This window comes from Nostoc sp. UIC 10890, assembly GCF_054786515.1.
In genome coordinates, this window is the sequence record NZ_JBSGKF010000001.1 from 5,101,332 (window position 1) to 5,114,023 (window position 12,692).

A 12,692-nucleotide genomic window follows, 5' to 3' on the forward strand; every position below is an offset into this window, starting at 1 on the left:
TGCGGCATTTTTACAAAACTAAACTAACCAAATCTAAAAAACATTATTTTATGGTGAATTTAGTTAATTATTTATAGGATATTATACTAACACAATGGTGGTGCGCTAACCCCAAAGTTGATTGATGGTGGTTATATAGTTACTACTTTGAGCGAGGAACTGACGTGGGGAAGCTTACCTCCTGGTTCAAGCGAAGACCAACCAATTTGAGTGACTCTGGACAAGGAGGAACAAATGAGAGCTTACCACCAGCACATCTGGCGCAGGCGAGGCAGTTACTGAGCAAAATGAAAATTTTACCATCTAGGATGAAGGCCAATCAGGCAACTGGCGGGAAACCACTCTATCGTCGCTTATGGTTTTGGGCAGGCTTGGGTATAGGTGGTGGGATATTTGCTTTGATCTACGGCATTAATTCAATAGACCAGACTTTGCCAAATCAGGCCGAGTTGAATGCTGTACTCAGAGAGCAAACACTCACTATCAAAGCTGCCGATGGCACCATATTACAACAACAAGGTGAAGCGACCAGAGAACAGCTAAAGCTAGAACAAATACCAGATAATTTAAAAAAAGCTTTCATTGCCTCAGAAGATAAAAGATTTAGGGAACACAACGGAGTTGATCTGCAAGGGATTGCCAGAGCAGGTTTGAATAATTTGCGATCGCAAGGTGTGGTTGAAGGTGGTAGCACCATCACCCAACAGCTAACGCGGATTCTCTTTTTGAAACAAGAGCAGACAATCTGGCGCAAACTCAAAGAAGTCCGCCTTGCCCAAAAAATGGAGCAAGAATTAACCAAAGATCAGATTTTAGAGCGTTACCTGAATCTGGTTTATTTGGGGGCTGGAGCTTACGGTGTAGCAGATGCATCTTGGGTATACTTTAGTAAGTCGCCAGACCAGCTTTCTTTAGCGGAAATGGCAACGATTGCTGGATTAGCTCCTGCTCCTAGCTTGTACGCTCCAGACAAGAATCCAGAAGCGGCAAAACGGCGACGCGACTTAGTATTACTACGGATGCAAGAAGATGGAGTTATTACACCAGAACAAAGGCAAGCAGCTGTTCAGGAGTCATTAACCCTCAAAAGTAGTTTACCTAAGCGAGTGCAAGTAGAATCACCCTACTTTACCAGCTACATCCAAAAAGAATTACCGAAGTATGTTTCTTCTGATGTCCTAGCGAGTGGGGGTTTAGTAGTAGAAACCACGCTAAACCCGACTTGGCAAAAAGTAGCAGAAGAGGCAGTTGCCAAAACATTACGAAATCAAGGACGCTGGGAGAACTTTAAGCAAGCAGCAATGGTGGCCATTGACCCCCGTAACGGTGAAATTAAGGCAATGGTGGGGGGAAAAGACTTTGGCAAAAACCAGTTTAATCGAGTTACCCAGGCACAAAGGCAGCCAGGATCGACATTTAAAGGGTTTGTCTATGCCACTGCGATCGCTAGCGGTAAAAGCCCCTACGATGCCTACCAGGATGCACCCTTTGTCGTAGATGGATATGAACCAAAAAACTATAGCGAAAGGTTTCGAGGTTCCATGAATATCCGAGACGCTCTCACCAGTTCGATTAATGTGATTGCGGTGAAAGTGTTGATTGATATGGGATTTACCCCAACGATTAAACTTGCCCATGATATGGGGATAAAATCTGAACTCAAGCCCACCTACTCCTTGGCTCTCGGTTCAAATGAAGTCAATTTGTTAGAGTTGACTAGCGCTTATGGCAGTTTTGCTACTCTTGGCTTGCATACAGAACCTCATGGCATTACCCGCATCCTCAACCGCCAAGGTAAGGTGATTTGGTCAGCTAATTTCAAGCCTAAACGGGCCCTTGATGCTGACAGTGCTGCCATCATGACTTGGATGCTACGCAACGTCGTAGAAGCGGGAACTGGTGCTGCTGCTCAATTAGGTAATAGACAGGTTGCTGGCAAAACCGGCACTTCCGACGAAGCCCGCGATTTATGGTTTATTGGCTACATTCCCCAGATGGTGACAGGGGTTTGGCTAGGTAACGATGACAACCGCCCCACTTATGGCAGTAGTGGTAGCGCGGCTTACACCTGGCGCGAATTTATGAAACAAGCGGTAGAGGAGATGCCAGTAGAAAAGTTTCCCAAACGACCCAAGTTAGATGGTCGCAAAGGTACTATCAAAGCCCAGTCTATTAAGCCCAAACAAATCCTAAATCGTTCTATCTCCTCTAATGATGACTCAGGAGAAAGTGCTGACAGCAGCAGATCATCTAGGAGACGTAGAAGCAGGAGGAGCTATTCTCAAGAAGATCAGCAACCAAGTAACTATACCCCAAGACGGAGAAGGCGCAATCGCAGCGAAGAATCCAGTTCTAGTAACTCTTCCTCAGAATCATCCACTCCACGGCGACGCTCTAGAAGAGTAGAATCTGATTCTCCCCCGCCTCGAAGAACTCGGCGATCTTCCTCTCCTGCAAATAGTTCTGGTTCTTCAGGTTCTTCATCGTCACAGCCATCCTGGCGGGATAGACTTAGACCTTCGAACTAATTAGTTAAAGATGGGCATGGGGCATTGAAAAGAGGCAAAGAGGCGGGGTGTGGGGCATTGGTGTCAACTTAACGCAAAAACTATGTCCCGCAAGGAACTGAAGTTCCAAGAATCATAGCGAAAGTCATCTTCAGATGACTAGATATCCCCAAAAATATTCAGTCTACTTCAGTAGATTTTAGCTATGAGCCAGAGAATGAATTCTCTGGCGGGTTATGAAGCCCACAGCGAAGCTATTTCTAGCTTAAGTTGACACCAATGGGTGCGGGGTGCTGAGGAGAGGAATTTTCACCCTGCACCCTGCTCACTGCTCCCTACTCTCTCTCCCTCTACCTTTTTCTCTTCAATATGAAGTTGCTCAAACTAAACTACAGGGGGATGTTAGGTGATACGCTCATTTTATAGTGTGTTAAGTACTGTTACCTAACCTTGGAGAATATACTCATGCATGTATTTATGCAAACGGCAGCACCAGCGATAGACGCTGCCCCTCACTTTCCCTTGGCTTTTACCTTGGTGTATGTCGTTGGTTTTATTGCCGCTGTAACCATTGGTTCAATAGCTTGGTACAACTCAAAACGCCCCGCAGGCTGGGAAAGCAAAGAGCGCCCTGATTTTGTGCCTAAAGTTGATAAAGAAGAAACTCCGGGTGTGGGTAAACCGAAGTCATAATTTAGTCATTAGTTATTAGTCATTAGTCATTAGTCATTAATTATTAGACTATGGACTTTTGACTATTGTTTAGTTTTGCACTTCAACCCAACGGCGGTAAAGCTTTTGAATTTGTTTGAGAAGTGTAGTGTGAGCCGGTTGAGTTGACTCATTCGGCTTCGCTATATCTTGCAGTTCCGTTAGGAGTCTGGCTTCTTCGACGGCGACTTCGCCATCGCTATAAATTAAGCCACTGATAGCTTCAATCAGATTTTCGCAATCTTCCAGGCTGGGGCGATCGCCTAAATACTCCCGCACCCATTCATAGCACTCTTTTGGCTGTACAGGAACTAATTCGTACAGCCAAGGCTTAATTTCTGGGTCGTTAGCTAAACCTTTTGCTTGAGCTATTTCGCGGAGATATTGCCGTTCTTCTGGCTGGATTCTGCCATCAATCCAGGCTGCTCCAATCAGGATTTTAACTAAGTTTTTCACATTGGAAGGGGTAACCATTGCTGCCTCCTCTGGTAGATTCAGGCCTCCACCAAATCGTACAATCCCAAACAGTATTCACTCGGAATTATTGGTTTTTCTTAAGCGCACCATAAAAAAGCCATCCATGTCCTGTCGATGGGGCCAGACTTTAAACCAACCTTGAGGCGTGCTATGGGCAGAATCAGGTAACTCAACGCCGCTAGGAGACTCAATTTGCCAATCAGGTGACTTAGTTAAAAATGCCGAAATTACTTCTTCATTTTCTGCTGGATGCAATGTACAGGTGGCATAAACTAGTACACCACCAGGTTTGACAAAAGTTGATGTATGTGTTAATAATTCTTTTTGCAGCACCGAAAGTTCGCGGACTGATTCTGGTGTCTGTCGCCAACGTGCATCAGCATGACGGTGCATGGTTCCCAAACCAGAACATGGGGCATCGAGTAATACGCGGTCTGCGGTGTTTTGAAATTGGTTGAAGTGGCGACTGTCGCCAGTGTAAATTTGAATAGATTGTAAATTCAGCCGTTGAGAATTTTCTTGGAGTTTGCGAAGACGAGAAGAAGTGCGATCGCAAGCCCAAATTTTTCCCTTATCTGCCATTAACTCCGCAATGTGGGTTGTTTTACCGCCTGGTGCGGCACAAACATCAATTACCACCTCACCTGGTTGCGGGTCGAGTAAATGACTTACTAATTGGGCACTACTATCTTGTACAGTCCACCAACCCTCTTTGAAACCAGGTAGTTTTTGAATTGACCCTGCACTACCAATCAATCGTAAAGCTTGGGGTAAATGAGGAATCCGTCTGACCAAAACACCAGCAGATTGCAACGCCGCCTCAACTTCCTCAATGGAAGTACAAAGCGGGTTGATACGCAAATCAATTGTTGGTGATTGATTCATCCATTCACACAGTTGTTCTGTCTCGGAAAAATCCAGTTGTTCTAACCAAACTTGAATCATCCAGTCAGGAAAGCTGTGTAAAATACCCAAGCGTTCCACTGGGTTTTCTGGAAGTTGTAACGGATCAAAATGGGGGATTGGGGACTGGGGAGTGGGGAGTGGGGAGTGGGGGAGTAACAATGAGTTTTTCTCCTCTGCCCCTCTGCCCTCTTGCACCCCTGCTTTTCTAAGATATTGGCGTAATAGACCGTTGACAAAACCAGTTAGTCCAGAAAAACCGTTTTCTTTAGCGAGTTGGACGGTGGTGTTAACAGCAGCTGAGGCGGGAATACGCTGTTGATAGCGCAGCTGGTAAAAACCCAGATGTAAGATGGTGCGGAGGTCTGGCGGTTGTTGATGAGATTTTTTTGTGGCGATTTGATCGATAAGAGTATCAAGAGTGCGCTGCCTTCTGACACTCCCATAAACCAATTCTGTCAATAAGCGGCGATCGTTATCAGGCAAATTAACTTTTTGCAGTACTCTATCTAGGGCAACATCGGCATAAGCCCCCTTGTGAACATCTCGCAGAGCAATAAAAGCTAGTTGACGGGGGTTTGTCATGGAAACATAATTCAGGAGTCAGAAAGCTTTTGTATTCTAACTCCTAACTCTTTACTAATTCGTAATTCGTAATTCGTAATTTGTAATTGTCGAGTTTAACCCGCATTTCTCACAAGCTCAAGGCGTTTGATGGAGCAGAAGAGAAGTAATGAGTAATGAGTAATGAGTAAAAACTTCTTACTTCTTACTTCTTACTTCTTACTTCTTACTTCTTACTTCTCCCCTGCACAAGCGCAGGCTTTAAGAGGTGTGGTGAGAAATCCGGGTTTAATTACCCCTTGTTTCAATACCTTAGCCAAAAAAATAACTCTTCTACCCCTCTGAACGGTTACGATATAGGTTTTGTGGAATGGTCACAGATGTCACAAAATGAGCAAACTTACAGTTATTATGTTGTATGCAAATACTACATACATTTGTCTAAAAAGGTAATATGTTAACTATTTCTGGAAATTTTAAAATCATTTTTTCATAAGCTTCTCTTGCCGCCTCTCGTACCTCAACATTACTGTCTTGCAAAGCTTCAATTAGTTGTTCTGCGGCTCTGGAATCTCCAATTTGTCCTAATGCCCATACAGACTCTCTACGAATACCTGCATCATTATTTTTAAAGGCTTGGATTAATGCTTCTACAGCATTCAACATAAAAAGTAAAAATGCTACTGTCCGTTTAATTGTTGCGTCGCTACTTTCTAAAGCATCTATAAAATAGTCTATTTCGTTATCTTCTACTTCAATTAGCCCTTTTTGATATAAAGAGAGTTTACTTGTTGGGCGAGTTTGCCAATATTCATTCTCCAGCTTTTTAATACTCAATCCTATTCTCTGACAATCATCTTCTTGATAGATAAGTTTTACGGTTAGTAGTCTAATATCTGAATTTTCAGTATTAATGCCTATTTTTTGAACTAAATGTGCTAAAAGTTCCCGCATTTTGGGATTTTTAAATTTAATCAAGTCTGTGACTATTCGACTTATTGATTCCCACGATGGCTGGCTTAATAAATCTTTTATCTCAGAATCTTCAAAGTGATATGAATTATATTTATACCAAATTTTAAGACCTTCATCCTTTGTCTTTCTAGATTTATACCAAATTGAGCATACATAGTCATTTTTTTCATTATATTCTGCTATAGTCAGCATCATATTTTTCAAGCTGGTGTAATACATCTGAGAAACCCAAAATCCATCACACCAACAACCAAACTCTATCCAATATATTTTTCCTTCTTTACTAACTATAATATAACCTTGGTCTGGTTCAGGACTAAGAAATATCTTCAATGAGTTTGGGTAAAAATCATTTGGATATTTCCAGCTATTTTCTTCTATACCTGGTTGATATTCTACTGATATCTCTTGTAGAGGAAGAAATGTAAAACCATCAAAAATCCCGTTATATTGACCAATATCATCTGCTCCAGACCCATTTCTCCATTTATATAGCTCACGAACTTCTGTTGGTAACTCAATTGGCCAATCTTGAGTTATCTGGTTTATCTCAGCATCCGAAAGACCAGGTTGTAATAGTGATACTTGTGATGGAAAAAGTTTTTGTTCCCATTTTAGTATTCCTTCTAACGCTTGAGTTAGTAATGACATAGCAGTAATCCATAATTGCTGTTTAGAATGGAATATAAAATGTACTAGCACATTGGGTTATTTTGCCAGTTTTGCCAAAATTTTTATAGTGGTATTGTTGTTTATAGTTGGTTTTATTTCAATCCGGGTTTAAATCTCCGACTGGAACCAATACGCTTGGGTTAAGAATTTTTAGTACTGATTTTTGACCTGTAGAGACGCGAAATTTCGCGTCTCTACCAAGGATTTTGTGCTTAACTGAACAGTATTGCGACCGGAAGTGTCTTTAATTACGAATGACGTTAGCGCAGCGTTAGCAAGTCCGCGTATCCTTACGGGGAAGCAAGCTACGCGCAGCTTCTCGTAGAAAGGGTCATTAGAAATTACGAATTATTTTAACTTCCTGATCAAGACATATATGGTTCTACGCTGGCAATTTCAAACTCACACGCTCTAGAAACCTGTTCTGCTGGTAATTTACCAAAGCTGATTAATGGTAAATAAGTCGGGTTTGCCATTAGTTCTTTTGCCAATAAGAACCCAGTAATTGTCCAAGTTTGATATTTCCGAGCTTGTTTCCCAATCAGTCGCCCTTTCTTCCCGTCGTAATACTCTGGCCATTCATCAGTACTGAGGCGTCCTTGGGCAGTTTCAATCGCCTTTTGTGCAAGACTTGTTCTATTAGTTTTCACCGCCGCCGCTGCCAACATCCACATTAAAACTGGCCAACTACCAGCATTATGGTACGACCAGGGGATATTTTTGGGGTCACATCCAGTTACGATTCTGTATTCTTCATGTTCCAAAGCTGGGAAACAAATTTTCATCGGCATATCTCCCACCAAATCATCCCATCGTTCCTCAATGAGAGTCATAATCGCTTGTGACTGTTCTTCTGTGGCTAAGTCTGAAATGATTGCCATTAAGTTTCCGAGTGAAAAGAAGCGAGTATCTAGCTGCGACGGGCCAACATTACCCGCTAGATAACCACCTTTTTTAGGCAGCCATTTATCTAATTCATAATAGGGAACAGAATCTACATATATATTGAACAGATTAACAGCAGCCTTGCCATATTCTTCACTTTTGAAGCGATAAATTGCATTCAGGCGATTAATATCTATCCAATAATGCTGGCGGATATGAGCGCATAAAAGAGGTAAACGATTATCAATGGCTTCAACAATATCAGAATTTCCTTGACAAATTAGCAGTTCACGAGATGCACGCAATGCCGTGTAAAAGAGAACTTGTAGTTCTAAAGGATGCCCATAAATACCCATACGACGGTCAATCATACAAGCGCCATCTGGAACCAACAGCGTTGGGTACATATCAAAACGATTCGCCAAGCAGATTTCCATGATTAACCTGATACCATTTTGGAATTCAGGTTGATAGGCTAGAGAAAAATCATCTGTGGCGACTATATAAGCACGCAATAAAATAATCCACCATAGGCAAGAATCTACGGGTGTAACTCTAGCGATCGCATGTTCACCAAAGTCTGCTTCTAAATATTCTTGTCCATTTTCTGATACTACTTTAAAGCTAGCTGGGATTAATCCTCGTCCTGGCTTATAGGCATCTAATGCCTTTTCTTTAGGCTGTAACTTTAAGGTTTCTTCTAAGAAGTTACGAACAATATCTGTTCTACCTTTGATTAGAAAAATTAGGGCTGAAGAAACAAAATCCCGGACAAAGCACTGATCGTAATTGAGCGCCTCTACAGAGGCATCGTAAGCGGCTACTGTCCCAACGGGGCGTCCCTGATAGTAGAGAATTGATTTTTCTAGTGCTAGCCAAGCTTCTTCCACTTCTTTGAAATTTTCAGTAGTTTCTAATTCGTTTAGGTGCATCGCCAGAATAACTCCATTGGGATTGTGAATTTGTGGTAGATGCGTCTTCATTTATTATTTTGCTATTCTCAGCATAACAAAAACAATTCTTTGAATAGCAAATATAATTTGGCAAAATAATCATCAACTAATAACGAATAAATATGCTGAGATTTATGCAACTTTATTGTTAGTTAGTTTGCTGATAATCTATTACTTTTTTGGTGAATTATAGTTGTTGTTTTCCACCACAAGTAGTAAGATGATTCCTAAAAACAGTCACACAAGATATATTTTTAGATTATTTATTGTTCCGTTGTATGCCCGGAATCTTTGCTTTACGAAACAAAAACATATCTTCAGTGCTGTTTAGGGTTTGTGTGAAGTTAAAACTGGTTGCAGTATATTTACCTGAGCAAGATTAGTTTTTGACACGAAGAAGTCATATTATTCCCCTATAACCTAATAATTTATAACGTTTTGTCAAAATATGCAAGATGAGCGCTCAAAAAATTTAATATGTCAATACTTCTTAAGGGTTAAATATATTACCCTACTGACAGATGACATGGGGTAGTCATGGGAGTAAAGTCAACAAATCCCGGCAAACGGAATGATCACCAATGCTATCGAGAGTGATCAAAAATCCGAGTTAGATTCTGTTGCGGAATACCAATACCAGTATTTTGAATCTGAATCACAGCATAATGGTCACTACGGTATAAGAAAACAGTCACCTTTCCTGTTTGTGGTGTGTATTGAATTGCATTGATAATTAAGTTAACAGAGAAGCGATGCTCATTACTGTTCTCCCAAAGCAGCCTTGAAAACTTGTTCAGCAGTCAGATTTAGCTCTCTGAAAGACGCGATAAATCGCCGTCTCTACAAGTGTTTTGGTCTTATCTGAACAGTATTAATCTATAAACTGATATTGTTGGTTGTTTATTTGACTGTATATATTTTTATGCTGACTTGTCTTCTGCTGCCAATTGATGAATTTGTTGTGTATACCAAATAATCTCAAGCATTCCTTGTTGATCTAGATCATTAGTCTGTGCTATTTGGGGTTGTAGCGTAATACCGCTAGTTCGATTTGTCAGAAGTTCAATCGGCAAGTTTGGTGCAATTGCAAGCGGTCGTGCTAAACCAATCACATCTACGCTTCTTTCTTCAATTGCTTGTGCCATAGCATCGGCTGAACGAAAACCACCAGTTAACATAATTGGTAGAGAAATTGAGGAGCGAACTTTGCGGACGTATTCCAAAAAATAAGCTTCGCGTTGGCGTGTACTTTCTTTTTGAGTAATATCTGTCTGTCCCATCATCGCCAGCTTTTCATAAGTTCCACCAGAGATTTCTATCAAGTCAACACCAACTTGTTCTAAAACTTGGACAACATTAATAGATTCTTCTTCAGTAAAACCACCTCGTTGAAAATCGGCGGAGTTGAGTTTGACACTAATCGGAAAATCTTGACCAAGAGAATTACGTATTCCTTGATATACTTCTAAAAGGAAACGCATTCGCTTTTCAGGTGTTCCTCCCCAGTGATCATTACGTTGATTAGAAAGCGGCGATAAAAATTGGTTAATTAGATATCCATGAGCAGCATGGATTTGTACACCAGTAAAACCAGCTTTTTTCGCGATTTTTGCTGTATAAATGTGACGTTCGATTAGATGTTTAATTTCCGCTTCAGTTAATGCTCTGGGTTGAGCGAATTCTTTATCAGAAAGTTGTAGTGAAATTGATGATGGTGCTACAGGTTGTGGTGATAAATAAATTGGTGATTGCCGTCCTGGGTGATTAATCTGCATCCATATATGACCACCTTGTGCAATGCTTGCAACTGCCCATTCTTGGAGAAGTGGCAGATCCCGTTCATCTTCAATTACAACATCACGTGGTAAAACCAAAGCTGTCCGAGCAATCATGACATTACCGGTAATCATTAAACCGGCTCCTCCCAATGCCCATCGCTTATACAAGCGGATAATTTCTTTTGTGGGGCTGTTTTGATCGTCAGCTAACTGTTCGTTCATGGCAGCTTTAGCTATCCGATTTGGCAATTCTGCCCCACAGGCTAGTTTTAAAGGTCGGTTAAGGATGGTAATATTATTATTCATATTCTGACTAGTATCAATAAACTGCTAACATAAACGACTGCAATTGAGGGCGCTTGTTTAACTCTGGCGCGATCGCAATTCTCGCACCACCCACCACTATATCGGCTAGTCGTAACGAAGGATGTAAGGCAACTTATTTATCAAAATTAATATATTTGTGAGCATTTAAATGCTCCTGGAATTCTTTATAAGCTTGATTAATTGCTTGCATAGAATTTTTTGCGATCGCAGAATTATTAAGATCAGGATGATACAGCCTTGCTAATCGAAGATAAGCAACTTTGACAACATTGTGATGATCGCCCTGATGTACGCCCAAGACTTCCCACCATTCCCCAGATAATCCAGAATTGAGGGTAAATTCATTCCAAATCTTGATGCTTCCGCCATTACCGCCACTTACCAACGTTTTCCCATCAGGACTGAAAGCAACGGGATTACACCCAGAAAGATTTTGTAGTAGTTCCCCAGTGTGCAGGTTCCAAAGTTTGATTGTACCGTCTCGGCTGGCACTGGCGAGGGTTTTTCCATCAGGGCTGATGGCAACAGACAAAACCGCCTTTGAGTGTCCAGTCAGAGTAGAAAGTAATTCTCCAGTTTGGAGATTCCACAGCTTTATTGTGCTGTCGGTGCTACCACTAATCAGAATTTGACTGTTAAGACTGATGGCAACTGTATTAACTGCACCCAAATGTTCAGTGAGAATATAGCGCTGTTGCCAAGTTTTGACATCCCAAACTCTAATAGTTTGATCGGCGCTACCACTAGCAAGGATTTTACCATCGGGACTAATGCTGACAGACAAAACTGCATCTGAATGTCCATTTAAGGTGCGTTTTACTGTTCCCGTGTAGCGTCCCCAAATTCTAATCGTTTTATCGGCAGCACCACTAGCAAGAATTGCCCCATCAGAACTGTAGGCTACTGAGTTAACAAAACAATTATGACTATGAGCAGAGTTTAAATAAAAGAATGTGCGGAGAAATTTTTTTGTGTCTATCTGCCAACTGCTGATTTTGCGATCGACACTACCACTTGCAATCTGCTGTCCATCAGGACTGATAGCAACAGATAAAACTGCTTCTGCTTGTCCAGAGAAGGTGTAAAGCCATTTTCCGGTTTTCAAGTTCCACAAATTAACTTGTCTGTCATCACTGCCACTGATTAAGGTAGTACCATCAGGACTGATTGCGATCGCATTAACTGCCGCTAAGTGACTCTTGAGTGTGCGTACACATCTCCAGGTTTCAGGTAGCTGGGTTGTCGGAGATATTTTTTCTGGTTCAATATTGGGAGTAGAAGGTTTAGGCGTAACAAATTCTGATTTTTTCTTGAATTTAGCCTTAAGTGCTTGTAACTCATCCTCGATTTCCAAAACAGCAAATTTTTGGTTGAGATCCTCACCAGATAAAAATGCGTCTAATTCCATCACTGCTTCGGAATAGTAGCTCATCTGCAAAACTTTTTCTTCCATCCGCTCAAAAAGCTGTGCTGGAGTTTCGCTAATTCCCGATTCGTCTAATAGTTTGGCAATACCATAGGCGGCAAGTCCCACTATTGCACCAATTCCTGCCATCGGTACTGCACCAATCCCAAATGCCAGCCCTACTTTAGGTGCGACTAAACCCATACCACCGACGACGCTATAAACACCAGCACCGCCAACTGCACCAATTCCCATTGTAGCGATCGCAGCTGCATCTCCTTCTGCTACGGCTTTAAAAGCGCCATAAGCAGCTGCACCAGCCACAGCGCCAGCAGCCACTACAGGAGTTGCACCAATTCCAACAGCGCCAAATCCGCCTGCTAGCCCCATTCCGCCAACTGTTGCGGAAACACCAGCACCTGTTATGGTTCCGCCTGCAATGAATGCTGCGCCTGTTTTAAAATTCTGTGTCACTGGTTTTTGTTTTTGCAGAGGAACAAACTAGGAAGGCAGAGTGCGATGCCTACGGCGGGTT

Annotated in this window: 8 protein-coding genes and 1 pseudogene; 2 read left to right on the forward strand and 7 right to left on the reverse strand. The window is 41.8% G+C overall.

What is annotated here, in order from left to right; genetic code table 11:
* Positions 1-164: 164 nt before the first annotated feature.
* Together ACWATR_RS21040 and psb35 are read left to right on the forward strand one after the other, a co-directional pair.
* Positions 165-2,528 (forward strand): transglycosylase domain-containing protein, encoded by a 2,364-nt coding sequence (locus tag ACWATR_RS21040; RefSeq protein ID WP_460336600.1) that lies wholly within the window; start codon positions 165-167, stop codon positions 2,526-2,528.
* A gap of 444 nt (positions 2,529-2,972) precedes the next feature.
* Positions 2,973-3,200 carry a photosystem II assembly protein Psb35 gene (psb35, locus tag ACWATR_RS21045; RefSeq protein WP_181928519.1) on the forward strand — a complete coding sequence of 76 codons (228 nt, stop codon included), beginning with the start codon at positions 2,973-2,975 and terminating at the stop codon, positions 3,198-3,200.
* A 69-nt stretch (positions 3,201-3,269) separates the two neighbouring features.
* Here the strand turns inward: psb35 and ACWATR_RS21050 are convergent, their stop codons facing one another.
* The 7 genes and pseudogenes from ACWATR_RS21050 to ACWATR_RS21080 form a co-directional block, all read right to left on the reverse strand.
* Positions 3,270-3,692: a tellurite resistance TerB family protein gene (locus ACWATR_RS21050; RefSeq protein WP_181928518.1), complete on the reverse strand. Its 423-nt coding sequence runs from the start codon at positions 3,690-3,692 to the stop codon at positions 3,270-3,272.
* 57 nt (positions 3,693-3,749) lie between these two features.
* Positions 3,750-5,183, reverse strand: coding sequence for a 16S rRNA (cytosine(967)-C(5))-methyltransferase (locus ACWATR_RS21055; RefSeq protein WP_460336604.1), 1,434 nt, complete (start codon positions 5,181-5,183; stop codon positions 3,750-3,752).
* 420 nt (positions 5,184-5,603) lie between these two features.
* On the reverse strand, positions 5,604-6,788 hold the full coding sequence (locus ACWATR_RS21060; RefSeq protein WP_460336607.1) for a HEAT repeat domain-containing protein: 1,185 nt from the start codon (positions 6,786-6,788) through the stop codon (positions 5,604-5,606).
* A gap of 386 nt (positions 6,789-7,174) precedes the next feature.
* Complete coding sequence (locus ACWATR_RS21065) at positions 7,175-8,626, reverse strand: glycoside hydrolase 100 family protein (RefSeq protein ID WP_460340570.1); 1,452 nt, start codon at positions 8,624-8,626, stop codon at positions 7,175-7,177.
* Between the two features lie 617 nt (positions 8,627-9,243).
* A pseudogene (locus tag ACWATR_RS21070) lies at positions 9,244-9,402 on the reverse strand (ATP-binding protein); the annotation flags it as partial.
* 165 nt (positions 9,403-9,567) lie between these two features.
* Positions 9,568-10,731, reverse strand: coding sequence for an NADH:flavin oxidoreductase/NADH oxidase family protein (locus ACWATR_RS21075; RefSeq protein ID WP_460336610.1), 1,164 nt, complete (start codon positions 10,729-10,731; stop codon positions 9,568-9,570).
* Positions 10,732-10,864: 133 nt separating this feature from the next.
* The gene (locus ACWATR_RS21080; protein WP_460336612.1) at positions 10,865-12,631 is read right to left on the reverse strand and encodes a DnaJ domain-containing protein; all 1,767 of its coding nucleotides are present in this window, start codon (positions 12,629-12,631) and stop codon (positions 10,865-10,867) included.
* Positions 12,632-12,692: the final 61 nt, after the last annotated feature.

Excerpts from the sequence above, each read along its gene's own strand:
- psb35 (WP_181928519.1), top strand. The coding sequence starts at position 2,973 with ATGCATGTATTTATGCAAACGGCAGCACCAGCGATAGACGCTGCCCCT.
- ACWATR_RS21050 (WP_181928518.1), bottom strand. The coding sequence starts at position 3,692 with ATGGTTACCCCTTCCAATGTGAAAAACTTAGTTAAAATCCTGATTGGA.
- ACWATR_RS21055 (WP_460336604.1), bottom strand. The coding sequence starts at position 5,183 with ATGACAAACCCCCGTCAACTAGCTTTTATTGCTCTGCGAGATGTTCAC.
- ACWATR_RS21060 (WP_460336607.1), bottom strand. The coding sequence starts at position 6,788 with ATGTCATTACTAACTCAAGCGTTAGAAGGAATACTAAAATGGGAACAA.
- ACWATR_RS21065 (WP_460340570.1), bottom strand. The coding sequence starts at position 8,626 with ATGCACCTAAACGAATTAGAAACTACTGAAAATTTCAAAGAAGTGGAA.
- ACWATR_RS21075 (WP_460336610.1), bottom strand. The coding sequence starts at position 10,731 with ATGAATAATAATATTACCATCCTTAACCGACCTTTAAAACTAGCCTGT.